We start from the raw sequence: 24,893 nt of genomic DNA on the forward strand, positions 1-24,893 counted from the left end.
GAGGCCGGCTGTTTTAACAGCCCGCCAGTGGGTGCTTTTCGGGCCGGCAATCTTCTTCGGCGGCGAAGTATCGTGGGTCTTGACACTTTCTGTAAAAAACGGTAAGTGGTTTCAAGATGTTATGGTTTTTCAGACCTGATGCCATCCTTTTTTCTTTTGCGTTTGCCGTCCAAGTTGGGGAGAGAATGACCGCAAAGTCGAAATCCGCCGCGCCGCCGGCCGCTTCCGCCCAGAGCCTCCTCAAGGCTATTCCCAAGGTTGATGAATTCCTAGGCTGGCTCGCTGACGAGCCGAGCGAGGCGCCGAGTCGCCTGGTGAAAAGCAGCGTGCGCGAACTGCTCGAATCGCTGCGGCAGGATATTCTGCAGGGCGTGGCGGTGCCGGCCGAAGACCTTGAGCGCGCCTCCCTCCTGCCCCGCTTTCGCCGGCGTCTGGCCAGAAAGCTCGCTCCGAATTTCCGCACGGTGATCAATGCCACCGGCGTGGTGGTCCACACCAACCTGGGCCGCTCTCTCCTGCCCGAGGCGGCCATGGCAACCCTGCTCGCCGTGGGCAGCCGCTATTCCAACCTGGAGTTTGATCTGCACACCGGCAAGCGGGGCAGCCGTTACACTCTGGTGGAAAAGCTCCTCTGCGAGCTGACCGGGGCCGAAGCCGCCCTGGTGGTGAACAACAATGCCGCCGCGGTGATGCTGGTCCTTGAAACCCTGGCCAAGGGCCGGGAAGTCATCGTCTCCCGCGGGCAGCTGGTGGAAATCGGCGGTTCCTTCCGCATTCCGGAGGTCATGGCGAAGAGCGGCGCAACCCTGATCGAGGTGGGCGCCACCAACCGTACCCATCTCCGCGACTATGAAAACGCAATCAGCCCGGAGACCGCCCTGCTGCTCAAGGTGCACACCAGCAACTACCGGATGATCGGGTTTACCTCCGAGGTTCCCCTCTCGGAGCTGGTCGCCCTGGGAGCCAGGCACGATCTGCCGGTCATGGAGGACCTGGGCAGCGGCTGCCTGGTGGATCTTTCCCGCTTCGGCCTGGAGCGTGAGCCCACGGTCGGCGAAGTGGTCAAGGCGGGGGTTGACGTGGTCACCTTCAGCGGCGACAAGCTGCTGGGCGGTCCACAGGCCGGACTGATCCTCGGCAAGCGGAAGTATATCGAAGCCATCAAGAAAAATCCCATGAACCGGGCCCTGCGCATCGACAAGTTCACCCTGGCCGGGCTTGAAGTTGTTCTCCGGCTCTATTTTGACCAGGAAAAGGCCCTGGCGCAGATCCCCACCCTGGCCATGCTTACCCTGCCCGTGCCCGTCATCGAGCGCCGTGCCAGGCGCCTGCGCCGTATTCTCGCCAAGGAGCTTGGCGCCCGCTGCCGGCTGGAGCTGAAGGGGATCGACTCGCGGGTGGGCGGCGGCGCCCTGCCGGAACAGCCTCTGCCCAGCCGGGCCGTGGCGCTCTCGCCCGTCGGCCTGAGCGTCAATGAACTGGAGCGGCGGCTGCGCGAGCTGCCCCTGCCGGTGATCGGCCGTATTGAAAATGATTGCCTGCTGCTCGACATGCGCACCGTTTCCGACCGGGAGGTGGGGCAGCTTGCCAACTGTTTGCGCGATGCTTTTGAGGAAACACACCAATGACCATCCCCCTGGTTCTTGCCGCCGGCCCTCTGCTCCCCTCTGATCTGCACCGTTTTTCCACCCTTTTTACCAAGACAGTTTTTGATTTTTTCCCTGGCGAGAGTGTCCGGCTTGTGCCCCTGGGCGGGGAGGAGGAGACGGTGGCGGCCGAGCTGGCCGAGCCGGTTTCCCGCATTCGCGCAAACCGTCTGCCGGTGGTGGATGCGGCCGGGCGGGAGTTGTTCCTGCCGGTTTGGGCAGGGGAAGCCCTCTGCGGCCTCATCGTGCTGCGGGGTGGTGATGCGCAGCTCTACGCCATGCCTCCGGTCTGGTACGATGAACAGAGTCACATCATCTCCCGGGAGTTTTTTATCCTCAAACAGAGCTGCCAGGATCCGGGGACCGGCCTGCTGAACGGGTTTCATCTCCGCGGCGAACTTGAGGCCCTGCTTGCCCAGAATGAAGCGGTGCCCGCCACCCTTGCCCTGCTCGAGGTTTTTCCGCGCAGCCGCGATGCCGCCCGCAGCCTGCGTTATATTGTCCGGGCCGGCAGCTGTCTGGCTTCCCTGCTTGGCGAGGAGATGCACCTGCATCATCTCGGCGCCGGGATCTTCGGGCTCCTCTGGTTCGGGATCGGCATGGAGGAGGCCCGCCAGTTGGGCGAGGGGCTGCTGCTCCGGCTGAAAAGGGAGAATTTCGTCAGCGCGCATCTCGGCATTACCACCGTGGTGCCGCCCGATCCCGAGGAGAGCGGCACCCCGGAACAGCTGCTGGATCAGGCCTGGCAGGTTCTGGGAACCGCCCGGCAACGGGGGCCTTTCAGTCTCTGCGGCCATGTCACCAGCCAGGACATCGAGTCGCACCCCTTGCGGAAAATCCCGGAATCGGCGCTGCGCAAGCTGCGAGCCCTCTATCGGGGCAAGTCCTGTTTTGCCCTGGTCCTGATCAGCATGGATCAGGAGCCGGCCAGCAATCATTTCACCAAGCGGCTCCGCGCCGTGGTGGGGCAGGAAGAGAATCTGGTGCTCGTCAATCAGCGGGAGGCCTTTCTGCTGCTGGACGGGGCGGATCGGTCCGCGGCGGAGAAATGGCTGGCGGGTTTTCGGGAAAAGATGGATGCCATCGGGGGCAGCTCTTTTTCCATGGGGGTGGCCACTTTCCCCTTTCATGATTTCAAGAAGTCGGACCTGCCTGGCAACTGCCGGAAGGCGGTGCTGCATGCCGGCTTCTTCGGCCCTGATTCCCTGGCGGTCTTTGATGCGGTGAGCCTTAATATCAGCGGCGACGTCTATTACAACGAGGGGGATCTGGTCAGGGCCATTGCCGAGTACCGCAAGGGGCTGCAACTCGCCCCGGACAACGTCAATCTTCTGAACAGCATGGGGGTGGCCAGTGTCCAGCTCAATCGGCCCAGGGCCGCGCAATCTTTTTTTCAGCGGGCCCTGGCGGTGGATGCAGGAAATTTCATGGCCCTTTTCAATCTGGGCTTTGTTTTGCTGGACGCGAAAAACAGCGCCGGGGCGCGGGGGCTGTGGGAACGGGCCCTGGCGGTGGATGGCAGGCATCCGGGTCTTCTTCAGCATCTGGGCGTTCTCTTTTGCCGGCAGGGGGAGTTTGCCCGGGCCCGGGAACTGCTTGAGCGCTGCGAGCGTTTGGCGACGAAGGGCGGTCGGCAGACCAGCGAGGTGATGGTCATTGCCCGCTGGCTGGGGCGTGCTTACGAGGCTCTGGGGGAAAATCGCAAGGCCATCGCCGCCTATCAGCGGGCCGTGGGAGGAAACCCCCGCGACGCCGGTTCCCTGAGCAGGCTTGGCCGCCTCTACGCCCTGGGCCGGCAGGGGGATGAGATCGCCCTTTCCCTGTGCAGGCAGGCGGTGGAGCTTGACGGTGGCAAGGCCTCGCACTGGTTCCGGCTCGGCTGGCTCCAGCACCATCTGAAAGCCTATGGGGATGCGGCCGAAGCCTTGAGCGCGTGTCTGCGTCTTGAGCCCGGGCAGGTCGAGGCGGCCCTGCTTCTGGCCCGGACCTGGCTGCATCTGGCCAGGCCGGGCAAGGCCAAAAAACTCTATGAAAAGATATTGCGCCACAGTCCCGGGCACGCCGAGGCACGGGCCGGTTTGGCCGCCCTGGCGGCCCGAGACGGATTCCCCGGAAAAAAGAAGGAGAGAGAGCTATGCGTGTGACAAAGGCGGGAGTGGTTGACGAACGGCAGCAGTATTCCTTGGATAATTTCAAGGTTGGTGACTCCTGGCGGCTCTTTCGGATCATGAGCGAGTTCGTCGACGGCTTCGACACCCTGGCCAGTATCGGCCGGCCCGCGGTTTCCATCTTCGGTTCCGCCCGGACCAGCCCGGATGACCGCTATTACAAGCTGGCCGAAAAGATCGCCCTGGATCTGGCCACGGCCGGCTACGGCATCATCACCGGCGGCGGGCCCGGGATCATGGCCGCCGCCAACAAGGGCGCCGCCATCGCCGAAGGGCTTTCCATCGGGCTCAACATCAACCTGCCCTTTGAGCAGGAGCCCAACCCCTTTACCAACGTGCCCTTGAGCTTCAAGTATTTCTTCGTCCGCAAGGTGATGTTCATCAAGTACTCCATGGCCTTCATCGGCATGCCCGGCGGCTTCGGCACCATGGACGAGCTGTTCGAGTCTCTGACCCTGATCCAGACCCGGCGGGTGAAGCGCTTTCCGGTGATCCTGGTCGGTTCGGAATTCTGGAACGGACTGGTGGACTGGATCAAGGAGCGGCTTCTCGCCGAAAACTACATCGCCGAGGATGACCTGCTCTTCTTTCAGGTCATGGACGATCCCGCCGAGGTGGTGAAATATATCAAGCGGACCGTGGTCCTGTAGGGTGAGGTGTTTTGTCCCCGGTTGAGTTCCTTCAGGTTGATACCGCGATCGGGGATGATTTTGCGTTTTGCCGCTTTATTGTGATAGTATTGCCCTGTGGGTTCTGTTTTCGCGTTCTTCCGGCGTGTTTTGTTGCATAGGGGAAACGCGCGACTTCTGATTGTTCGGCAAGGCAACCGACAGGGGCATCCATGACGGACACCATTTTTCCCGCGCTTATCCAGAATGCCGCCCTGCTGCTGGCAATGGCGTATGTCTATGACCTCCTGACCAGTCGCCGTCGGTTCGGAATCAGCCTCTGCGTTCAGATTTCGGTGGGTCTGGCCCTCGGTCTTCTCGGCATCATCATCATGCTCTCCTCCTGGCGCTACGTGCCGGGGATCGTCTTTGACACCCGTTCGGTGCTTCTCAGTGTTGCCGGTCTGTTTTTCGGTATGATTCCCACCGGGATCGCCATGTTCCTCACTGCCGCCTTCCGTTTTTATCTGGGCGGCGCCGCGGTTTGGACCGGGGTGGGGGTGATCCTGGCCACGGGGGCGCTGGGCATTGTCTGGCGGCATTTTCGTCCGCGGGATCTGGCGGACATTTCCTGGCAGGAGCTTTACCTGTTCGGCATCCTCGTCCATCTGCTCATGCTGGCGCTGATGTTCACTCTTCCTTGGCAAACGGCCCTGGAGGTCCTTGCCCGCATCTCTCTGCCTGTGCTGCTGATCTATCCTCTGGCCACCGCCCTGCTGGGGGCGCTGATGGTGAACCGGCTGCGGCGCGAGCAGGTCGCGGCCAGGTTGCGGGCCGGCGAAGAGCGGATGCGGCTGTTCTTTGAGCGCCAGATCGTGGGGATGGCCATCACCTTGCCGGATAAGGGATGGTTGCAGGTGAACGACCAGCTCTGCCGGATGTTGGGCTATTCCCGTGAAGAACTGGTTGGGATGGCCTGGCCGCAGCTCACCCATCCCGACGACCTGCAGGCGGATTTGCGGCAATTCGACCGGCTGTTGTCCGGCCTGATCGATGAATATTCCCTGGAGAAACGGTATCTCCGCAAGGATGGCACCATCCTCTGGGCGGATCTGTCCGTGGGCTGTGTTCGCCTGCCCGACGGAAGGGTGGACTATGTTCTCGCCCTGCTGGCCGATATCACCGAACGCAAGCTCGCGGAAGAGGCTCTTCGGGAAAGCGAGGAGCGTTATCGGACTCTGGTCAACAATATCCCTGGCCTGGCGTATCGTTGCCTGAACGACGAGCATTGGACCATGCTTTTCTGCAGCGATGAAATCGAGCGTATGGCTGGCTACCCGGCCGCGGATTTCATCGCCAACGCCGTCCGCTCATACGCGAGCATCATTTTTCCCGAAGACCGCCTCAGCGTGGAGCGCGCCGTGCGGGAGGGGCTGGCCGCCCGGCGCGCCTTTGCGGTGGAATATCGACTGCTCCGGGCCGACGGCAAGGTCATCTGGGCACATGAGAAAGGGCGTGGCATGTACGATGAGAAGGGAACCCTGCTCTGGCGTGACGGGGTTGTCCTGGATATCAGCAAACGCCGGGAAGCGGAAGAGGAAAACAAAAAGTTGCAGTCCCAGCTGCTCCAGGCCCAGAAGATGGAGTCGGTGGGCAGGCTTGCCGGCGGCGTGGCCCATGATTTCAACAACATGCTGCAGACGATTCTGGGGTACACCGATCTTTCCCTGGTTGCGGTCGATTCGGGAAGTCCGCTGCATGAGAATCTCGTGGAGATTCGCAAGGCGGCCAAGCGTTCCGCCGATCTTACCCGGCAACTGCTGGCTTTTGCCCGGAAACAGACGGTGACGCCCAGGGTGCTTGATTTGAACGACACCGTCTCCGGCATGCTGAAGATGCTGCAGCGGCTTATCGGCGAGAACATCGAACTGGTCTGGATGCCGGGCCATGAGCTCTGGCCGGTACGGGTCGATCCCTCGCAGATCGATCAGATCCTGGCGAACCTCGCGGTGAACGCCAGAGACGCCATTGCCGCAAACGGCAGGATTACCATCGCCACGGAGAACGTGGTGATCGACGAGAGGTATTGCCGCGACAACGAAGGATTTGCGCCCGGGGAGTATGTGCTGCTGGCGGTGAGCGATGACGGCTGTGGCATGGATCAGGATATTCTGCCCTATATCTTTGAGCCGTTTTTCACCACCAAGGAACTGGGAAAAGGCACGGGCCTGGGCTTGGCCACCATCTACGGCGCCGTCAAGCAGAACAACGGCTGCATCCGGATCGACAGCAAGCCCGGGCAGGGGACTGCTGTTGCCATCTATCTGCCGCGTTTTCATTCGCGGCCCGTTGCCCGCCGCCGGGAGGAAGACAGGATGGAGGAGCCGCCCGGCGGGGTGGAAACGGTGTTGCTGGTTGAGGACGAAGAGGCGATTCTCAAGCTCGGCAAGTCGATTTTGGAAGGGCTCGGCTATACGGTCCTGGTCGCCACTTCCCCCGGGGAGGCGATCCGTCTGGCGGATGAATACGCCGGGGATATCCATCTGCTGTTGACGGACGTGGTGATGCCAGAGATGAACGGCCGGGATTTGGTGGAACTGCTCAGCGCCAGGCGAAAAAATCTGCGCGCGCTTTACATGTCCGGCTACACCGCCGATGTCATCGCCTCCCACGGTGTCCTGGCGGAGGGCCTCTGTTTTGTGGCGAAGCCCTTTTCCGTCCGGGAGCTGGCGCTGAAGGTGCGGGAGGCGCTTGCCGAGAAGGAGTGACTCCGTCGGCGTCCCCTGCTTTCCGGATTTGGGGGAGAAGTGTCTCGCGGGCGGTTTTTGGGGTAGGGGAAAAGGAAAGCCCCGTCGGGAAATCCCGGCAGGGCTTTTGTCGTTACGAAAAACCCCGGGGCCGGGTTCAGTTCAGCTTCCGTTTCCGCAGACGGATGGACTTGGGTGTGACCTCCACCAGCTCGTCATCATTAATATAGGCAATGCAGTCTTCGAGGCTCATCTGTACCGGCGGGGTGAGGACCACGTTCTCGTCGGAGCCGGAGGCCCGCATGTTGGTGAGCTTCTTGCCCTTGGCCGGATTGACGACCATGTCCTGGTTGCGGGCGTTTTCCCCGATGATCTGGCCGCCATAGACCTTGACGCCCGGGCCGAGGAAGAGGCGGCCGCGATCCTGCAGGTTGAAAAGCGCATAGGCCACGGTGGTACAGGTTTCCATCGAGGTGAGCACCCCGTTGACCCGGTTGACGATGTCTCCGGCATAGGGGCCGTATTCGGCGAAAACATAGTTCATCATGCCCAGGCCCTTGGTGGCGGTCATGAACTCCGAGCGGTAACCGAGCAGGCCCCTGGTGGGAATCTTGTAGATGAGGCGGGTCATGCCGCTGTGCTGGCTCATCTCCTGCATCAGACCGCGCAGGGCGCCGAGCCGCTCGATGACCGCGCCGGCATACTGCTCGTCCACGTCGATGGTCAGTTCCTCGTATGGTTCCAGGGTGACGCCGTTTTCCACCCGCATGATGACCTGGGGACGGGTAACCTGGAGCTCAAAGCCCTCGCGGCGCATCTTTTCGATGAGGATGGAAAGATGCAGTTCGCCGCGTCCGGAAACGACATAGCCGACGCCTTCCCGCATGGGCTCGACCTTGAGGGCCACGTCGGCAAGGGTCTCCCGGCGCAGGCGCTCTTCGAGATGGCGGGAGGTGACGAATTTCCCTTCCAACCCGGCAAAGGGGGAGTCGTTGGGAATGAAGTTCATCGAGATGGTGGGCGGGTCGATATCGATCAGGGGCAGCGGCATGGGGTTGTCCATGTCGGTGAAGGTCACTCCGACGGTGACGTCTTCCATGCCCGCAACCGCCACCAGTTCGCCGACCCCGGCCGTATCGGTGGCCACCTTTTTGTCGGATTCGAAGCGGAAGATCTTGGTGATCCGCGCCGGGGAGACGCTGCCGTCCCGCCGGACCACAGCAATGGGTTTGTTGATGTTCAGGGTGCCGTTCACCACCTTGCCGATGCCCAGGCGGCCCAGGTAGGGGGAATGATCCAGGGAGCTGACCTGCATCTGCAGGGTCGCGTTGGCGTCGCCGGAGGGCGGCGGCACATGTTCGGCGATCAGTTCGGAGATCGGCTCCATGGTGGTGGAGGCGTCGGTGAGCTGATGTTTGGCATAGCCCTGCTTGGCCGAGGCGTAGACCACCGGGAAATCCAGAAGGTGGTCCGGGGCCTCAAGCTTGACGAAGAGATCGAAGACCTGATCCACCACCCATTCGCAGCGGGCCGCGGGCTTGTCGATCTTGTTGATCACCACGATGATGCGAAGTCCCGCGGCCAGGGCCTTTTTTAAAACAAAATAGGTCTGGGGCATGGGGCCTTCCTGGGCGTCCACCAGGAGGAGGCAGCCGTCCGCCATCCGGAGAACCCGCTCCACCTGGCCGCCAAAGTCGGCATGTCCCGGGGTGTCGATGATGTTGATCCAGTAGTCCTTGTATCGGTATGAGCCGTTCTTGGCGGTGATGGTGATGCCGCGCTCCCGTTCGAGATCCATGGAATCCATGAGTCGTTCCGCCACTTCCTGATTTTCCCGGAACATGCCGCTCTGCTGGAAGAGCTGGTCGACCAGGGTGGTCTTGCCGTGGTCGACATGGGCGATGATGGCGACGTTTCTGATTTTGCTTTGTTCCATAACGTTCTGACTTTCCCTGCAAAGGTTTTGTCCCCGGGTGGGGAAAAAAAGAGTCACATTAAATGAAAGCGCGGGGAAAGGCAAGGGAAAAGCCTGACCGATTCAAGGGGAATGGTCAATGTTAAGTAAATCCGAACGGTTGCGGCTGGTGTCGGCAGATGGATTTTTTGGGGACTGGTCTGGCTGTTTTTGGGGGGGCGCATTCTTTGCCCCACATTTCACCACTGAAAATTATTTTTCATTTCCAGGTTTGCCGCGTGATGGCTCTTGGCCCCTTTTGTTGTGGTGTCTGTTTTTTTATACACAATATGTGGTAAATTTTAATGTCGGCTGCTGGTGGGGCCATGGTGTGGTAACTCCTTTTTTTCTTGACACTTTTGGCGCTGATTCACTATAACGGAACTTAAAGTGGGTCAAAGTGGGTAAGGTGGAACAGGGAGGAGTAGAGCGTGATCGAGGGGAGTGTCAAGAATCCAGTCTGCCATTTCCGGGGGCGTTCCGAGCATGCCCTGGACGAGAAGGGCAGGCTGAATATCGCCACCAGATTCCGTGAAACCCTGCGCAAGCAAGGCGAGGAACGGCTCATGGTCACCCCGGTCGCGCCAGGGCACAAATGCCTGCGCGCCTATTCGCTGCCCCAGTGGGAGGAGCTGGAGATGACCCTGCTCGCCCAGGCCCAGAAGAGGCCGGAGGCCATCACCCTGATGCGCTACATGATCGGCGGCGCCGAGGAATGCGTACTGGACAGACAGGGCAGAATCCTTCTCCCCGCCCCCTTGCGGGAAGAGCGCGGACTCAGGAAGGAGGTGGTGGTCAACGGCATCATTACCTTCTTCGAGATATGGGACAAAGAGGTCTGGGTGGCCGAGCATCGCGTCAATGAGGCAAGCGCTCTCAACTACGAACAGGTTCTTCTGGAGATGGGGCTTCACTGATCGGATATGCAGCCTCTCCATCGCCCGGTCATGTTGGAGGAAGTCGTCAGGTTTCTGGCGCCGGTGGATGGGGGTATCTATGTTGACGGCAACCTGGGGTTAGGTGGCCATGCCGAGAGGATTCTGGAGCTGTCCGGCCCCACGGGCCGGTTGATTGGTTTTGACTGGGATGCGTCTGCGCTGGGCATGGCCCGGGAGAGGTTGGCGTGTTTCGGCGAGCGTGTTTCCTTTGTTCACGAGAATTTCACCGCTGTAAAGGAGACCCTGATGGGGCTTGGCATTGAGGAAATTGATGGCCTGCTGCTCGATCTCGGACTTTCCTCCCTGCAGCTCGACGCAAGCGGTCGCGGCTTCAGCTTCAAGGGCAGCGAGCCTCTTGATATGCGCATGGATGCCAGGGTGGCCGTTACGGCCGCCGAACTTGTCAATACCGCCAGCGAGGAAGAGCTGGCGGATATTTTTTTCTACTATGGCGAGGAGCGGCAGGCGCGCAGGATAGCCAGCCGTATTGTGCGGGCCCGGCAAGGGCAGGAGATTGGCCGCACCGATCAGTTGGTGGCCATGGTCGAGCAGGCCATTCCCAGGAAATATCATCCCAAGAAGATTCATGTCGCCACCAAGGTGTTCCAGGCGCTGCGCATTGCCGTAAACCGCGAACTGGACAATCTGGTCCGGATTCTGGCCGATGGCGCCACCCTCCTGAAGCCGGGAGGCCGTTTCTGCGTGATTTCCTTTCATTCCCTGGAGGATCGGCTGACCAAGCAGGCTTTCCGTGAGAATCCGTTATTGGAGGTGGTGACCGCCAGGCCGGTTTCGCCTTCTGAAGAGGAGTGCCGGGTCAATCCCCGGGCAAGAAGCGCCAAGTTACGGGTTGCGGCTCGGGGGAGGGGGTGTGATGCGTGATTATTCAAAAAAATATTCGGCCGTGGTCGGTTCCCGGCAGCGTGTTTCTGGTCGGAACCCGCGGGGGCCCGAGCAGGGCGGAATCCTGAAACTGGTCGGCGTTGTGGCCGTGGTCGCCATGCTGGTTGGCGTGGCAAGCAGCATCTGGTTCGGAATGGCGTTGCAGGCCGGGCTTGGCAAACTGGACAAGAGCAAGCAGGAGCGCCAGGTTCTGCTGACCACCAACCGTCTCCTCTCGGATGAGCGGGAAGCCCTGTTGCGGCAGGAAAAGATCGAGATGGCGGCCAAGGTCATCGGCTTGTATCCACCCTCGGAAAAGCAGATAAGGCGGCCGTAGAATGGCGGTTGGCAAAAGACGGGCCATTGAGAAAAAAGGAAAGCGCCCGGTGTTTGTCGGAGTCTGTCTGCTGTTGGCCCTGGCTGCCTTCTGGTTGATCCGGGTCACGCTGTTGGATGGCGAAAGCGGGCAGGAGCAGGCGGCAGAACAGCCGGAGCAGCTCAGCGAGGTCATCAGCGGCGGCCGCAGGAATATCTATGATCGGAACTTTACGGAACTTGCCGTGAGTTTTCGCCGTAGCTCAATTTATGTAAGGCCTTTGGAGCTGGAAAAGCCCGAAGAGGTCGCCAGACAGGTGGCGCAGGTGCTCGATCTCGACGCCAAGGATGTGGTCACGGCCCTGAAGGGGGAAAGGAGCTTTGCCTGGTTGGGGCGTGATGTGGACCAGAAAAAGGCGGAAAAGATCGCGGATATGAACCTCAAGGGAGTTTATCGCATCGATCAGGTGCACCGCTACTACCCCGAGAATCAGCTTGGCGCCCATGTGGTCGGTTTCCTGAAGGATGCGCAGGGGCTGGGCGGGGTGGAGTTTTATTACGACAGCCTTCTGCGCGGCGGCGGGGTCTATGACCCGAGGCTTGCGGCGGTCGGGGTCAGCCAGCGGGTTGTGGAAGGGAGTGACGGGGCGAGTCTGGTCCTGACCCTGGACCTGCATGTGCAGGAAACCCTGGAGCAAAAACTCAAAAGTCTCATGGGCAGCACCCAGGCGCTTTCCGCCATGGCGGTGCTCATGGTACCAGCAACCGGGGAGATCGTTGCCTCGGTGAGCCTGCCGGCCTTTGATCCGAACCGTTACTGGGAGTATTCCACCGAGGAGCGGAAAAACCGGGTTGTCGAGGATGTGGTGGAGTTGGGCGGCATGGGCCGACTTTTTCATCTGGCCGCTGCCTTGGACAAAAAGGCGGGCGCGGTGCCGACGGGGACGGAGCCGGGGGAAGAGGAAGGGGCCATGGCCGCCGCCCCATGGCGCAGGGTGCAGGAGGGAATCTATCTCTCTCCGGAAGGCGCGGCCCTGCATCGCTTTGCCGGAGATGGCGCGGAGTATTTGAAGTTTGCTGAAAATATCGGTTTGGCCAGCAAGGGCGAGGTGGATCTGCCCGAGGCTATTTTTGCCTTGAAGGAAGGCGAGGTCGCCCCGCCGGGAAAAATCGGCGTCCAGGCGGAAAGTTCTGCCGCGGCAGCGGGGAAGGTGAGCGAGATGGAGATGGGCGAGCCTCCTGATCCCGGCAGGAGCGCCACGCCAATACAAACGGAAAAGGAAGTCGGTGCAACGGCAACGCCCATGGCGTTGCTTTCGGCGTTTTGCAGGCTGGTGAATGGCGGCAAGACGATCAAACCCCATGTCCTGAGTGCAATCTGGCATGATGCCCAGGTCTTTCCCGTCCCCCCCCGGGAAGGGACAGGCGATTTTACGGTGCGGCCGGAAGTGAGCCAGGAGATGCTGGCCTGGATGGAGAAGGAAGCCCGGCAGGGGGATGATGCCTTTGCCATCGAGAGCCTGATTGAGAAAAAAACGCTCGCAGCCCCGGAAAAATCGGATGCGGGGGAGGCCGGGGAGGGCGTAGAACCGAACGTGGTCATGAATACCCTGTTGCTGGCCGCGGCGCCGGTCCGTAATCCCGAAATGGCCGCGCTCATCGTTCTTGAGAAGGCCAGTCTGGATATCTCTGCAAATTCCCAGGCCAGAAAGATGGCCCAGGAGATGATCCCACTGGCGATTGCCGCCATGGCGAAGCGGCCGAGCATGCCATCTCTGAAAGAACTGAAGGTGCGGGAAGTGGGCTATTACCGCAAGTGGGAGAAGCTTGCCAAGGAAGCCGCCGCACGGCCGGTTCTCCAGGAAGGACAACAGCGGCAGGAGATGCCGGATGTGCGCGGGCTCAGTCTGCGCAAGGCCATGCAGCTGCTGCAGCCCCACGGGTTGAAGGTGCAGATCGCGGGTTCCGGACAGGTGGCCAGCCAGTATCCCTTGGCAGGTTCACCCCTGAAGGGCGTGGACCAGTGTCTGCTGGAATTGAAGATGGTGCAGTGAGCCATGGAAACGACAATGGCAAAGCGTGTGGCATCATTGCGGGAATTGCTGGAGGGCGTGGCGGTCTTGAACGCGGATGCGCTTGAAGACAGGCAGATAACCGGCATTGCCAGCGATTCGCGGCAGGTCGTGGCCGGAGGGTTGTTTGTGGCGGTGCCCGGTCTCACCGTGGACGGCCATGACTATCTCGACGCCGCCGTCGAGCAGGGGTGCGTTGCCGTGCTCGTCGAGAAAGGCCGGGGCAAGCGCTTCCGGAATCAGAAAATTCTCTGCCTCGAGGTTGTCGACACCAGGACGGCCCTGGGGCGGATCGCCGCCGCCTTTTACGGGTGGCCGGCGGCACGGCTGGTTATGATCGGCATCACCGGCACCAACGGCAAAACCACCACCACCTATCTGCTGGAGTCGGTGCTGCGCCAGGCAGGCGGGAACCCCGGCGTGATCGGCACGGTGAACTACCGTTATAACCAGGTGGTTCTGCCTGCGCCATTCACCACCCCGGACCCTGTGGTTCTGCAGCGGATCCTGGCTGATATGGTGACGGCGGGAGTGAGTCACGTGGTCATGGAGGTTTCCTCCCACGCCCTGGAGCAGAAACGGCTGGCGAGCATCTTTTTTGATGTGGCGCTTTTCACCAACCTGACCCGTGACCATCTCGACTTTCACGGCAGCATGGAACAGTACTACGCCAGCAAGAAATCTCTCTTCCTCAGCCATCTGAAACCGGAAGGCGCGGCCGTGATTCTTTGCGGGAGCGAACCGGCGGCGGATGACTGGGGGCGGCGATTGCTCGCCGAGGTGCGGGAGAGCGCGGAAACGAAAAAAGCGGCCAGCCGGGGGCTGCGGATAATCGACTGCGGCCTTGGCCAGGGGCGGGTTCGCGTACTCGCGGCGCAACAGGATCTGGCTGGTACGACGGCGCGGTTGCAAGTCCCGGCCGGGGAGGTCGCCCTTCGCTCCGTCATGGTGGGGCGCTTCAATCTCAAGAATCTGCTGGGTGCCTTTGGTGTCGGCATGGCCCTGGGTATTGCCGTCGAGAAGATTGCGGCCGGGCTTGAAGCGGCGCCCGCCGCGCCCGGTCGGCTGGAAAGGGCGCCGGGCCCGGGCGGGGTCGCTGTCTTTGTCGATTATGCCCATACCCCGGATGCCCTGGAAAATGTCTTGCAGACCCTGCGCGAAGTGAGTGCGGGGAGGTTGATTGTCGTTTTCGGTTGCGGTGGGGACCGCGATCGCGGCAAACGGCCTTTGATGGGCAGCGTTGCGGCCCGGTATGCCGACATCGTGGTTTTGACCTCTGACAATCCCAGGAGCGAGGAGCCTGCCCTCATCCTAGCCGAGATCGAAAGAGGGCTCGCGGAAACAGGGCTGCCCCGAATGCGGGCGGAAGCCCTCCTCGGGGAGAAGGGGTTGAAGGGGTATGACGTCATCGTCTCCCGTCGGGAGGCAATCCGGACAACCCTGTCCCATGCCCGTCCAGGCGATGTGGTGGCGGTCTGCGGCAAGGGACACGAGACGTACCAGATCACGCGGAAGGGGAAGATCTTTTTTGATGACAGAGTCGAGGCCGCAATCCAGTCTGCGGTCGTCAACTGGTGATACGCAAAAAAGATCAGGCGAGTAATGGCTGGCGCGGAGGGAGGTGGTGATGGAATTGGCAAAGGGGCGAGGGAGTGAAAGGTTCAGGATGAAACAGGCAATCGCAACCACAAATTTCGGCCATGGCTTTGCCACCCTGCAGGACCCGGTCTGGACCCTCTCCCAGGTTCTGCTGGCCACCGGCGGCCGTTTTGTCTCGGGGCGGACCGAGGCAGGCTTCCGTAGGATAAGCACGGACACAAGAAGCGTTGAGGCCGGGGATCTTTTCCTTGCCCTCTGCGGGGAAAAATTCGACGGTCATGATTTTCTCGACGAGGCCCTCAGGAAAGGGGCGGCAGGGCTGGTCGTGTCCCGGCTTCCGGAGAAGAAGCTGCCGGTGCCGGTGGTGCAGGTGGAAGACACCCTCGTCGCCCTCGGCGATCTTGCCGCCTACCGTCGCGCCCGGATGCAGGATCTCCAGGTGGTCGCCATAACCGGAAGCTGCGGCAAGACCACGGTCAAGGAGATGACCGCAGCCATATTGAGCAGGGAGCATAACGTGCTCAAAACCCAGGGCAACTTCAACAATCTGATCGGTCTGCCCCTTTCCCTGCTGCCCGTTGAATACCATCACGATTTCGCCGTGCTGGAAATGGGCATGAACCACCTTGGCGAAATCGCCAGGCTCACGGAGATTGCCGACCCGGATATCGCCTGCATCACCAATATCCAGGATGCGCATCTCGCGGGCTTGAGCGACATCAGCGGCGTGGCCCGCGCCAAAGGCGAGCTCTTCGCGGGTCTGAAGGCCTGGGGCAAGCTGGTGGTCAATATCGACGACAAGAGGGTGCGGGCCCTGGCCAGGCGCTGCGCCCAGGAAAAGATCACCTTCGGCCGCAACGCGAAGGCCTTGGTGCGCGGTCTGCGAATCCGCAGTCTGGGCGAACGGGGAATGTCCTTCACCCTGCGGATCGGCAAACTTGCCGGACGGGTCAAGATCAGGGGGCTGGGCGCCCATAACGTGCAGAATGCCCTGGCGGCCGCGGCAATGGCCCATGCCGCCGGCATTGCCTTTGAGGACATTGCCGCGGGTCTGGAAAGCTTCCGCCCGGCGGACAAACGGTTGCAGGTGCAGCAGCTCAGGGGCGGCATCAAGCTGGTGAACGATGCCTACAACGCCAACCCCTCCTCCATGCTGGCCGCTCTTGAAACCATGCGGCACATGGATCATCACCACAAAAAAGTGGTGATTCTGGGCGATATGCTCGAACTGGGCGATCACAGCGAAGACGCCCATGCATCCATCGGCGAAGCCGCCGCCAGGCTCAAGTTCGACTACCTGCTGGCGGTCGGCTCTTTTGCCGAAATCTTGGTGACCGCGGCCCGCAAGGCAGGCATGCCCAAGAACCGGGCCCTGCTCTTTCCAAACAAAGAGGCGATTTGTACGTGGCTTGAAAACGGCATCGGCAAGGGACTCCTGGCGCCGGGGGACTGGGTGCTGGTGAAGGGATCCCGGGGGATGCGCATGGAAACAATCACGCAGCCATTGCTTGCGCCGCAGGAGTAAGGGAAAAACAGCATGCTCTACCATCTTCTCTATCCGCTGCATACCCTGTTCGGCGCCTTCAACGTCTTCAGGTACATCACCTTCCGCTCCATCGGCGCGACCCTGACCGCATTTCTGCTTCTGCTGCTCTGCGGCAACGCCTTTATCAAGGGGCTCAAGCGCAATCAGATCGGGCAGGTGGTGCGCGATGACGGGCCTGCCAGCCATTTGAGCAAGAAAGGGGTGCCCACCATGGGCGGGATGCTGATCCTCTTTTCGGTCACCCTGACCACCCTGCTCTGGGTCGATCTCTCGAACCACTTTGTCTGGATCATCCTCGGGGTGATGCTCTGGTTCGGCTGCGTGGGCGCCTATGACGACTACCGCAAGATCAAAAAACAGAACAGCAAGGGCCTGAGCCCCAGAGGGAAGTTCCTCTTTCAGATGCTCGGCGCGGCCATTGCCGGTTTGATCCTCTATGCGCACCCCGATTTTGACGGCCACCTGAGCTTTCCTTTCGTGAAGAACATCCAGCCGGATCTGGGCTGGTTCTACGTGGTCTTCGCCGTCTTCGTGGTGGTGGGCGCCTCAAACGCCGTCAATCTCACCGACGGTCTTGATGGCCTGGCCATCGGGCCTACGGTGGTGACCAGCAGCGTCTACCTGCTTTTTTCCTATCTGGCCGGGCATGCGGGTCTTGCCGCCTATCTGCAGATTCCTTACGTGCAGGGGGCGGGTGAGGTCGCGGTTTTCTGCGGCGCCCTGGTCGGGGCGAGCCTGGGCTTTCTCTGGTTCAACGCCTATCCGGCCCAGGTTTTCATGGGCGATGTCGGGTCCCTGGCCCTGGGCGCGGCGCTCGGCCAGATCGCCATCATCATCAAGCAGGAGTTTCTCCTCGCCATTGTCGGCGGGGTCTTTGTCATGGAAGCGCTGTCGGTGATACTGCAGGTCGGGTACTTCAAGATTTCCGGCGGTAAGCGGATTTTCCTGATGGCGCCCTTTCACCATCATTTTGAGAAGAAAGGCTGGCTTGAGCCAAAGGTCGTGGTGCGGTTCTGGATCATCTCCATCGTGCTGGGCTTGAGCGCCCTGGCGACCCTGAAGCTCCGCTAACAGGGCAGGGAAGGATTGGGAATGGGCAAAAACGTGAAGGAAATGCTGCGCAAGGGAGCCCACGTGGTTGTGGTCGGGCTTGGCGCCTCCGGTGTTTCCGCGGTCAGGTTCTTGCTCGGTCTTGGCGTAAAAATATCGGTTTCAGAGGGTGGCCGTCAGGAGAACCTTGAAGGAGACTTGGTTCGGTGGCTGAAGGAGAATGGAGTTTATGTGGAAACTGGCGGCCATACCTCTGAACTTTTTACTTCCGCGGATTGTATACTGGTGAGCCCCGGGGTGCCGTTGGACATTCCGGCCCTGGCCTCGGCCCGGGGCGAGGGAATTCCGGTCATCGGCGAACTGGCGCTGGCCAAGGACTTTCTCCGAACCCCGCTGGTCGCCATCACCGGCACCAACGGCAAGAGCACGGTGACCACTCTGATCGGCGATCTGATTGCCGCCGACCGGAAAAAGGTCTTCGTGGGAGGCAATATCGGGGTGCCCCTCACCGATTACCTGGCCGGCGGGCAGGATTGCGAGGCGGCAGTGCTTGAAGTGAGCAGCTATCAACTCGACGGCGCTGGAGAATTCCGGCCGTGGGTCGGCGTGCTGCTCAATATCACCCCGGATCACCTGGATCGCTATGCCTCCTACGACGACTATGCCGCCGCAAAGCTTTCCCTGTTCCGGCATCAGCAGGAAGGCGATGTGGCGGTGGTCAACGGCGATGATGCGCTGGTCGGGGCATGGCTCGGAAAGGTGAAAGAAGGAAAGGCGCCCTGGCCGGTACGCGCCAGGCTGCATGTTTACGGACGCAATAAGAAGGACGGTCTGCGGGCCTGGCTGCAAGGCAAGATCGCGGTGATCGCCCCGGACGGCAGGGAGAAAAGCGATTGCGAGGAATACGACCTTGCCGGCACCCCGCTGGCCCATGCGCCCAATGATGAAAATGCCCTGGCCGCCATTCTCGCCGCCAGGGCCATGGGGGTGAGCCGCGAGGCAATCGCCGGGGCCCTGGCATGTTTTCAGCCCTTGGCCCATCGCCTCGCCTTTGTCGCGGAGCTGGCCGGAGTCCGTTATTACGACGATTCCAAGGCTACCAATGTGGGGGCTGTCCATTCCGCGCTTGCCGGCATCCAGGCGCCGGTGGTGCTCATCGCCGGCGGCAGGGACAAGGGCGGGTCCTACGAAATGCTTGTCCCGCAGGTGAAGGAAAAGGTGCGGGCCCTGGTGCTGATCGGGGAAGCAAAAGAGAAGATTGCCGAGGCCTTTGCCGGCCTGAGCAGGATCGTTTTTGCGGCCGACATGGAAGAAGCGGTCCACCTGGCAAGCAGCATGGCGCGGCAGGGAGACGTGGTTCTGCTTTCCCCGGCCTGCGCCAGTTTCGATATGTTCAAAAGCTACAGGCATCGTGGCGAGGTGTTTTGCCAGGCGGTCCAAAAACTCGCCGGAACCGGCAGATAGGGGGGGAATGGCTATGCAAACGGTTTGCTGTGTGTGTAAGCGGATAAAGGGGGAGCGTGGCTGGAACAAGAGCACGGCCGGAAAAAACGTGCGAGCTTCCCATGGGTATTGCCCGGAATGTTTCCAGCAGACCATGGAGCGGGTGCAGAATTTTTTCGTGGTTGGCCCGGGGCAGGGCGGCGGCCTGCTCACGGTCCGTTGAAAAAGGGTTTGGCGGAATTATGCGGATGATCGTAACCGGCGGCGGCACAGGCGGCCATCTTTTTCCGGGCATAGCCGTGGCCGAAGCAATGCGGGAGCGGTTCCCGGCCGGAGAGTTGCTTTTTGTCAGCACCGACCGCGCCGTTGACAACAAGGCGCTTGCCAACCGAGACTTCCGGAAAACGTCCATCCGCTGCGAACCGCTCAAGGGCAGATCGCCCCTGGCCGCCTTGAAAAGCCTGGGGCGGCTGCCGGTGAGCCTCTGGCAGGCCCTGAAAATCGTCAGAGCCTTCAAGCCGGATCTGGTCCTGGGGGTGGGCGGCTACGTGACCGGGCCGGTGGTGCTGGCCGCCAAGCTCATGGGCGTCAAGGCATGCATCCATGAACAGAATTCTATTCCCGGCATGGCCAACAGGATACTTGGAAAAATCGTAGACAGAATATATATTTCCATCCCCGGTTCCGAGAGGTTTTTCCCGGCGGAAAAAGTTGCCCTGACCGGTAACCCGATCAGGGCGGAATTGCTTGCTTTTTCAGGAAAGAAAACAGCCGGGCAGCGGAAATGCCTTCTGGTCCTGGGAGGCAGTCAGGGCGCCCACCGGGTCAATGAACTGGTGGTGGCCGCCCTCTGCGGGGGGATGGCCGGCAAAGACCTGCGGGTGGTGCACCAGACCGGCGGGCAGGATGAGGAGTGGGTGCGCAATGCCTATGCCGCCGCCGGCGTCAAGGCAACCGTCACGGGTTTTATTTCGGAGATGGGGGCGGCATACGCGGAGGCGGATCTGGTCCTCTCGCGGGCCGGAGCCACCACCCTGGCGGAACTGGCGGTGCTGGGCAAGCCGGCAATTCTGATCCCCTATCCCTTTGCCGCGGATGACCATCAGACCACCAATGCCAGGTTTCTGGTGGAGGGCGGCGCGGCCGTGATGTTTCAGGAGCAGGATCTGGACGGCGGCAAGCTGGCGGGGCAGATCAGCGGCCTGCTGACGGACCCGCTGCGTCTGCTGACGATGGCGGAGAAGATGAAAACCCATGCCAAGCCGGCAGCGACCACGGCCATAGTGGAAGAGAGCTTGCGGCTTCTCAGGGCCGCCTAAGGCGCTGCCGCTGGAGAACGAAACGAATGTATAAGAAAACACAGCATATTCACTTTGTAGGCATCGGCGGCATCGGCATGAGCGGCATCGCGGAACTGCTCCTGACCCTCGGCTACCGGGTGAGCGGTTCCGATCTCAGGGAGACCGAGATTACCCGCCGGCTGGTCGGGCTGGGAGGCAAGGTCTTCGTCGGCCATCAGGGCAAATGGATAGCCGGCGCCGACGTGGTGGTGATCTCCTCGGCGGTCAAGGAAAACAACCCCGAAGTGCAGGCGGCCCGGGCCGCCCATATCCCGGTGATTCCGCGGGCGGAGATGCTTGCCGAGCTGATGCGTCTGAAAAAATACGGGATCGGGGTGGCTGGCAGCCATGGCAAAACCTCGACCACTTCCATGGTGGGCTGGATTCTGGCCGAGGCCGGCCTTGACCCCACCGTGGTCATCGGCGGCAAGGTAAACAGCATCGGCAGCAACGCCAAGCTGGGCGAGGGGGAATTCCTGGTGGCGGAGGCGGACGAGTCCGACGGTTCCTTCCTCAAGCTCTCGCCGGCGGTGGAGATCGTCACCAATATCGATCTGGAGCATCTGGACCATTACCGCGATATCGAAGAGATCAAAAAGGCCTTCCTGGACTTCATCGACAAGATTCCCTTTTACGGGGCAGCGGTGCTTTGCCTCGATGATCCGAACGTGGCGGCCATCCTGCCCCAGATCCGCAAACGGACCATCACCTACGGCCTGACCAGTCAGGCCGATATCCATGCCCGGGCCATCGAGGCCAAGGGATTGACCTCGACCTTTGAGGTGTGCCGGGAGCGGGAGGTGCTGGGCGAAATCACCCTGAACGTGCCGGGTCAGCATAATGTCTACAATTCCCTGGCCGCCATCGCCGTGGGGCTTGAGCTGGACATCCCCTTTTCCGCCATTCGGGAGGCATTGAGAACCTTCAGCGGGGTGCAGCGGCGCATCCAGATCAAGGGGGAGTGCGACGGCATCACCGTGGTTGACGATTACGGGCATCATCCCACGGAAATACGGGCGACCCTGGCGGCCATGCGCTCCGCCTGGCCAAAGCGGCGCCTCATCGTCATGTTCCAGCCCCACCGCTATACGAGAACCGCCGGCCTGTTCAAGGAGTTTTCCACCGCCTTTCACGAGGCGGATGTCCTGCTGCTCACCGAAATTTACGCGGCCAGCGAGCAACCCATCGAAGGGGTGAACGGCGCGGCCCTCCTGGAGGAGATCAAGCTGCACGGGCAAAAGAATTGCCAGTATGTCGCCGAAGTGGATGCCCTGGCGCGCACGGTGCGCCATCTGCTGCAGCCAGGGGATGTCGTGCTGACCCTGGGGGCGGGGAACATCTACCAGGCAGGCGAAGAACTTCTTCAGAAACTGGAGCAGAGACATGTTGCAGCCTGACCGGCTGCCGGGAAAATCGTTTTTCGACGGCCCGCTGGCGAACCATGGTCGGGTCGTTCGCGGGCTGAACGCGGGAGAGAGGTCGACGGTCGCTGACAAGGAAAGCAAGGTGATGGCGGATTGGCTCAAGGAATTGCAACAACTCTGGCCGGGGGAGCTGCTTGTGAATCCCCCCATGTCCCGCTACTGTACCCTGCGGGTGGGCGGGCCGGCCAGGGCGGTCGCCAGCCCGGCCGACACCGCGGAGCTGGCCGGCCTGCTCGCGATTTTAGAGAAGATGCGGCTGAGCTGGCATGTCATCGGCCGGGGCAGCAATCTCCTGGTGCCGGATGCCGGCTATGACGGGGTGATCATCCTGCTGGGCAGGAAATTTGCCGCCCTGCATGCCGAGGCCGCCGACCGGGCGGGCCTGGTGAGGGTGCGGGTCGAAGCGGGCTGCGGTCTGATGAAGCTGGTGAACTGGTGTCTTGGCGAGGGATTGAGCGGCCTCGAGTTTGCCATCGGCATTCCCGGGTCGGTGGGCGGGGCCGTGGCCATGAACGCGGGAGCCTGGGGAAGCGAGATGGCGGGAAAAATCGCCGCGGTCACTTTTATCGACCGGAATGGGCAGGTTGTGAGAAAGGCAAGGACGGAGCTGCATTTCTCCTACCGGAAACTGGCGACGGACGGCATGGTGGTGACCGCGGCGGAATTTGGGCTATGCGCGGGAAATCGGCGGGAAATGCGGGAGAAATGCAGGGAATTGCTGGAAAGGCGCAAGGCGAAACAGCCGCAGGGAATGCCCAGCGCCGGCTCTTTTTTTAAAAACCCGGCCCAGGGGCCGGCCGCCGGCAAGCTCATTGAGGATGCCGGCTTAAAGGGAAGGCGGATCGGGGGGGCCCAGGTTTCTCCGCAGCATGCCAATTTCCTGGTCAACACCGGCGGGGCGACGGCCCGCGATTTTCTGGAACTCATGGGGCTGGTGCAGGAGAAGGTGCGGGCCCGGTTCGGCATCTGGCTGGAGCCGGAAGTGAAGATCCTCCCGGCGCGCTCTTTATAAGGGATCGAAATGGCCTTGCAGAAGAAAAAGACCATCCAGCAGCGCTACGGTCTAAAGAAGAAACAGCCGAGCCTGGGCCTGAGGAAGAAGCTGGCCATTCTCGCCGCTGGTTTTCTTCTGGTCTGCGCCGCAATGGGCGCCGGCGTCTTCGTTGTCTATAAGGGCCTGGGGCGCTCGGATTTTTTTCAGATAACAGCCACCAACATCCAGGGCTGTCGGCGGACCACGAAAAATCTGATCCTCGAGTTGAGCGGGGTGGATGTGCACAGCAACCTCCTGGCCCTGGATGTGCGGAAGGTGAAGTCAAATATCGAGACCCACGAATGGGTGGAGTCGGTGGAGATTGAGAGGGATTGGCCAAACACCCTGAACATAACGGTGAAGGAGCGGGTGCCGGTGGCCATCGTCAGTCTTGGCAAGGAGCTTTTTTATCTGGACCAGTACGGCGTGGATTTTGCCCAGGTCCTGCCGCCGGAGGACATGGATTTTCCGGTGATTACCGGGATGAAGAAGGAGCAGTGGCCGGCCGCGGTCAAGGACTCGCTCCTGGGGGAGGCCCTGCAGTTCATCAAGTACGCGGGGCAGGGCAGCTCGATTCTTCCCAAGCAGAACATCTCGGAGCTGCACCTGGTTGGCGACAGGGAACTGGTTCTTTTTCTGGTGGACAGACCCTTTCCGATCCATCTCGGCAGGGGGGGCATGAACACCAAGTATTACTGGCTGGCCAAGGTGCTCTATCGTCTGTACAAGAGTAAGGAATTCGCGCAAACCGCCTATATCAAGATGGATTATGCGCGTAATAAAGTGTTGGTGGGATTTGTCGGCCCCGTGTGAGCAATGAGGAACACACGCTCCGGCTTAAGGGTGAGGAAATGGCACAAGAGGAAAGAGGCGAACTGATTGTCGGGCTGGATATCGGCACCACCAAAATCTGCGTGGTGGTGGGTGAAGTGCACGACAACCGGGTCGATATCATCGGCATAGGCAGACATCCTTCCGTTGGCCTGCGGCGCGGGGTGGTTGTCAATATTGAAAGCACGGTGCATTCCATCCGTCAGGCGGTGGATGAGGCGGAGCGCATGGCCGGCTGCGAGATCAACGCGGTTTACGTGGGGATAGCCGGCAGCCACATCAAGAGCTTCAACAGCCACGGCCTGATCGCCATCAAGCATAACGAGATCCGTCAGGACGATATCGACCGGGTGGTGGATGCCGCCCGGGCCGTGCCCATCCCGCCGGACCAGGAAGTGATCCATGTCCTCCCGCAGGAATTCATGGTGGACGGGCAGGCCGATATCCAGGATCCCATCGGCATGACCGGTGTCCGTCTCGAAGCGGACGTGCATATCGTCACCGGTTCGGTGACCGCGGTGCATAATATCGTCAAATGCTGCAACCGGGCAGGGCTCGAAGTGACCGACGTGGTGCTCGAACCCCTGGCCTCGGCAGGAGCGGTGCTCACCAAGGAAGAGATGGAGCTGGGGGTGGGTCTTCTCGATATCGGCGGCGGCACCGCGGATCTGGCGGTTTTTGCCGACGGCACCATCAAGCATACCTTTGTTCTGGGGCTGGGCGGCCACAATCTGACCAACGATCTCTCCATCGGTCTGCGCACCCCCCTGAAGGAGGCGGAACGCCTCAAGGAGGAGTTTGGCTGCGCTCTGGCCTCCATGATCGACAAGGATCAGGTCATCGAGGTGCCCAGCGTGGGCGGGCGGAAAAACCGCAAGCTGTCCCGTAAGGTGATGGGCGAGATTCTCGAACCCCGGGTCGAGGAGATGCTGACTCTCATCAACCAGGAACTGGTCGAGTCCAACTACAAGGAGATGGTCAACGCGGGCATGGTGCTCACCGGCGGCACCTCGCTTCTCGAGAATATGGAAGAACTGGCGGAACAGATCTTTGACCTGCCGGTGCGCATCGGTCACCCGGAAAATATCGGCGGGGTGGTGGACGTGGTGAACACCCCGCAATGGGCCACCGGTGTCGGTCTTGTTATCTACGGGATGAAGCACGGTCCCGGCGAGAGTTTCAAGCGGCCCAACGGCGGCGTATTGACAAGAGTGGCCGGTCGGATGAAAGACTGGTTTAAAAATATCATTTAAGGGCAGCTCAACATGCGTCCGGCTTTTGGGGAGATGGACGGAGA

At 61.1% G+C, this 24,893-nt stretch carries 20 protein-coding genes; 19 read left to right on the forward strand and 1 reads right to left on the reverse strand.

What is annotated here, in order from left to right; genetic code table 11:
* Positions 1–185: 185 nt before the first annotated feature.
* The 4 genes from selA (at position 186) to ACUUL3_RS01430 (ending at position 7,190) form a co-directional block, all read left to right on the forward strand.
* Positions 186–1,628: an L-seryl-tRNA(Sec) selenium transferase gene (gene selA / locus ACUUL3_RS01415; protein WP_448553889.1), complete on the forward strand. Its 1,443-nt coding sequence runs from the start codon at positions 186–188 to the stop codon at positions 1,626–1,628.
* Positions 1,625–3,790: a tetratricopeptide repeat protein gene (locus ACUUL3_RS01420; protein ID WP_448553891.1), complete on the forward strand. Its 2,166-nt coding sequence runs from the start codon at positions 1,625–1,627 to the stop codon at positions 3,788–3,790. The genes selA and ACUUL3_RS01420 overlap by 4 nt, the downstream gene beginning before the upstream one ends.
* Positions 3,781–4,464 (forward strand): LOG family protein, encoded by a 684-nt coding sequence (locus tag ACUUL3_RS01425; protein WP_448553893.1) that lies wholly within the window; start codon positions 3,781–3,783, stop codon positions 4,462–4,464. Before ACUUL3_RS01420 ends, ACUUL3_RS01425 begins: the two co-directional genes overlap by 10 nt.
* Positions 4,465–4,655: 191 nt before the next feature.
* Positions 4,656–7,190 (forward strand): PAS domain S-box protein, encoded by a 2,535-nt coding sequence (locus ACUUL3_RS01430; RefSeq protein ID WP_448553895.1) that lies wholly within the window; start codon positions 4,656–4,658, stop codon positions 7,188–7,190.
* Positions 7,191–7,326: 136 nt separating this feature from the next.
* Here ACUUL3_RS01430 and typA read toward each other — a convergent pair whose 3' ends face one another.
* On the reverse strand, positions 7,327–9,105 hold the full coding sequence (gene typA, locus ACUUL3_RS01435) for a translational GTPase TypA (protein ID WP_448553897.1): 1,779 nt from the start codon (positions 9,103–9,105) through the stop codon (positions 7,327–7,329).
* A 118-nt stretch (positions 9,106–9,223) separates the two neighbouring features.
* On the opposite strand from typA, the gene ACUUL3_RS01440 reads away from it, so the two are divergent.
* The 15 genes from ACUUL3_RS01440 to ftsA all read left to right on the forward strand — a co-directional run bounded on the left by ACUUL3_RS01440 (position 9,224) and on the right by ftsA (position 24,849).
* A complete protein-coding gene (locus ACUUL3_RS01440; protein ID WP_448553899.1) occupies positions 9,224–9,502 on the forward strand; it encodes a hypothetical protein in 279 nt (92 codons plus the stop codon).
* Between the two features lie 52 nt (positions 9,503–9,554).
* The gene (mraZ, locus tag ACUUL3_RS01445; RefSeq protein ID WP_448553900.1) at positions 9,555–10,040 is read left to right on the forward strand and encodes a division/cell wall cluster transcriptional repressor MraZ; all 486 of its coding nucleotides are present in this window, start codon (positions 9,555–9,557) and stop codon (positions 10,038–10,040) included.
* A 6-nt stretch (positions 10,041–10,046) separates the two neighbouring features.
* The gene (gene rsmH, locus ACUUL3_RS01450; RefSeq protein WP_448553902.1) at positions 10,047–10,943 is read left to right on the forward strand and encodes a 16S rRNA (cytosine(1402)-N(4))-methyltransferase RsmH; all 897 of its coding nucleotides are present in this window, start codon (positions 10,047–10,049) and stop codon (positions 10,941–10,943) included.
* A complete protein-coding gene (locus tag ACUUL3_RS01455; RefSeq protein ID WP_448553904.1) occupies positions 10,936–11,280 on the forward strand; it encodes a hypothetical protein in 345 nt (114 codons plus the stop codon). Before rsmH ends, ACUUL3_RS01455 begins: the two co-directional genes overlap by 8 nt.
* Position 11,281: 1 nt before the next feature.
* The gene (locus tag ACUUL3_RS01460; protein WP_448553905.1) at positions 11,282–13,312 is read left to right on the forward strand and encodes a PASTA domain-containing protein; all 2,031 of its coding nucleotides are present in this window, start codon (positions 11,282–11,284) and stop codon (positions 13,310–13,312) included.
* 15 nt (positions 13,313–13,327) lie between these two features.
* Positions 13,328–14,908 carry a UDP-N-acetylmuramoyl-L-alanyl-D-glutamate--2,6-diaminopimelate ligase gene (locus tag ACUUL3_RS01465; RefSeq protein ID WP_448553907.1) on the forward strand — a complete coding sequence of 527 codons (1,581 nt, stop codon included), beginning with the start codon at positions 13,328–13,330 and terminating at the stop codon, positions 14,906–14,908.
* A gap of 88 nt (positions 14,909–14,996) precedes the next feature.
* The gene (locus ACUUL3_RS01470) at positions 14,997–16,454 is read left to right on the forward strand and encodes a UDP-N-acetylmuramoyl-tripeptide--D-alanyl-D-alanine ligase (protein WP_448553909.1); all 1,458 of its coding nucleotides are present in this window, start codon (positions 14,997–14,999) and stop codon (positions 16,452–16,454) included.
* Positions 16,455–16,466: 12 nt separating this feature from the next.
* The gene (gene mraY / locus ACUUL3_RS01475) at positions 16,467–17,546 is read left to right on the forward strand and encodes a phospho-N-acetylmuramoyl-pentapeptide-transferase (protein WP_448553911.1); all 1,080 of its coding nucleotides are present in this window, start codon (positions 16,467–16,469) and stop codon (positions 17,544–17,546) included.
* A 21-nt stretch (positions 17,547–17,567) separates the two neighbouring features.
* The gene (gene murD / locus ACUUL3_RS01480) at positions 17,568–18,989 is read left to right on the forward strand and encodes a UDP-N-acetylmuramoyl-L-alanine--D-glutamate ligase (RefSeq protein ID WP_448553913.1); all 1,422 of its coding nucleotides are present in this window, start codon (positions 17,568–17,570) and stop codon (positions 18,987–18,989) included.
* A gap of 31 nt (positions 18,990–19,020) precedes the next feature.
* Positions 19,021–19,191 (forward strand): hypothetical protein, encoded by a 171-nt coding sequence (locus tag ACUUL3_RS01485; protein WP_448553914.1) that lies wholly within the window; start codon positions 19,021–19,023, stop codon positions 19,189–19,191.
* Positions 19,192–19,210: 19 nt separating this feature from the next.
* A complete protein-coding gene (gene murG / locus ACUUL3_RS01490; RefSeq protein WP_448553916.1) occupies positions 19,211–20,287 on the forward strand; it encodes an undecaprenyldiphospho-muramoylpentapeptide beta-N-acetylglucosaminyltransferase in 1,077 nt (358 codons plus the stop codon).
* Between the two features lie 26 nt (positions 20,288–20,313).
* On the forward strand, positions 20,314–21,705 hold the full coding sequence (gene murC, locus ACUUL3_RS01495; protein ID WP_448553918.1) for a UDP-N-acetylmuramate--L-alanine ligase: 1,392 nt from the start codon (positions 20,314–20,316) through the stop codon (positions 21,703–21,705).
* Positions 21,692–22,744, forward strand: a complete 1,053-nt coding sequence (gene murB, locus ACUUL3_RS01500; RefSeq protein WP_448553920.1) for a UDP-N-acetylmuramate dehydrogenase — start codon at positions 21,692–21,694, stop codon at positions 22,742–22,744. The genes murC and murB overlap by 14 nt, the downstream gene beginning before the upstream one ends.
* A 9-nt stretch (positions 22,745–22,753) precedes the next feature.
* Complete coding sequence (locus ACUUL3_RS01505; RefSeq protein ID WP_448553922.1) at positions 22,754–23,578, forward strand: cell division protein FtsQ/DivIB; 825 nt, start codon at positions 22,754–22,756, stop codon at positions 23,576–23,578.
* A gap of 38 nt (positions 23,579–23,616) precedes the next feature.
* Entirely contained in the window at positions 23,617–24,849 is a 1,233-nt protein-coding gene (gene ftsA, locus ACUUL3_RS01510; RefSeq protein ID WP_448553924.1) for a cell division protein FtsA, read from the forward strand.
* Positions 24,850–24,893: the final 44 nt, after the last annotated feature.

The organism is Thiovibrio sp. JS02, from assembly GCF_053485635.1.

Coding starts and splice junctions, on each gene's coding strand:
- ACUUL3_RS01440 (WP_448553899.1), top strand. CDS start 9,224: ATGTTAAGTAAATCCGAACGGTTGCGGCTGGTGTCGGCAGATGGATTT.
- ACUUL3_RS01430 (WP_448553895.1), top strand. CDS start 4,656: ATGACGGACACCATTTTTCCCGCGCTTATCCAGAATGCCGCCCTGCTG.
- ftsA (WP_448553924.1), top strand. CDS start 23,617: ATGGCACAAGAGGAAAGAGGCGAACTGATTGTCGGGCTGGATATCGGC.
- ACUUL3_RS01465 (WP_448553907.1), top strand. CDS start 13,328: ATGGCAAAGCGTGTGGCATCATTGCGGGAATTGCTGGAGGGCGTGGCG.
- typA (WP_448553897.1), bottom strand. CDS start 9,105: ATGGAACAAAGCAAAATCAGAAACGTCGCCATCATCGCCCATGTCGAC.
- selA (WP_448553889.1), top strand. CDS start 186: ATGACCGCAAAGTCGAAATCCGCCGCGCCGCCGGCCGCTTCCGCCCAG.
- rsmH (WP_448553902.1), top strand. CDS start 10,047: ATGCAGCCTCTCCATCGCCCGGTCATGTTGGAGGAAGTCGTCAGGTTT.
- ACUUL3_RS01470 (WP_448553909.1), top strand. CDS start 14,997: ATGAAACAGGCAATCGCAACCACAAATTTCGGCCATGGCTTTGCCACC.
- ACUUL3_RS01460 (WP_448553905.1), top strand. CDS start 11,282: ATGGCGGTTGGCAAAAGACGGGCCATTGAGAAAAAAGGAAAGCGCCCG.
- murB (WP_448553920.1), top strand. CDS start 21,692: ATGTTGCAGCCTGACCGGCTGCCGGGAAAATCGTTTTTCGACGGCCCG.
- ACUUL3_RS01420 (WP_448553891.1), top strand. CDS start 1,625: ATGACCATCCCCCTGGTTCTTGCCGCCGGCCCTCTGCTCCCCTCTGAT.
- murC (WP_448553918.1), top strand. CDS start 20,314: ATGTATAAGAAAACACAGCATATTCACTTTGTAGGCATCGGCGGCATC.
- ACUUL3_RS01455 (WP_448553904.1), top strand. CDS start 10,936: ATGCGTGATTATTCAAAAAAATATTCGGCCGTGGTCGGTTCCCGGCAG.
- ACUUL3_RS01425 (WP_448553893.1), top strand. CDS start 3,781: ATGCGTGTGACAAAGGCGGGAGTGGTTGACGAACGGCAGCAGTATTCC.
- mraY (WP_448553911.1), top strand. CDS start 16,467: ATGCTCTACCATCTTCTCTATCCGCTGCATACCCTGTTCGGCGCCTTC.
- murG (WP_448553916.1), top strand. CDS start 19,211: ATGCGGATGATCGTAACCGGCGGCGGCACAGGCGGCCATCTTTTTCCG.
- murD (WP_448553913.1), top strand. CDS start 17,568: ATGGGCAAAAACGTGAAGGAAATGCTGCGCAAGGGAGCCCACGTGGTT.
- ACUUL3_RS01505 (WP_448553922.1), top strand. CDS start 22,754: ATGGCCTTGCAGAAGAAAAAGACCATCCAGCAGCGCTACGGTCTAAAG.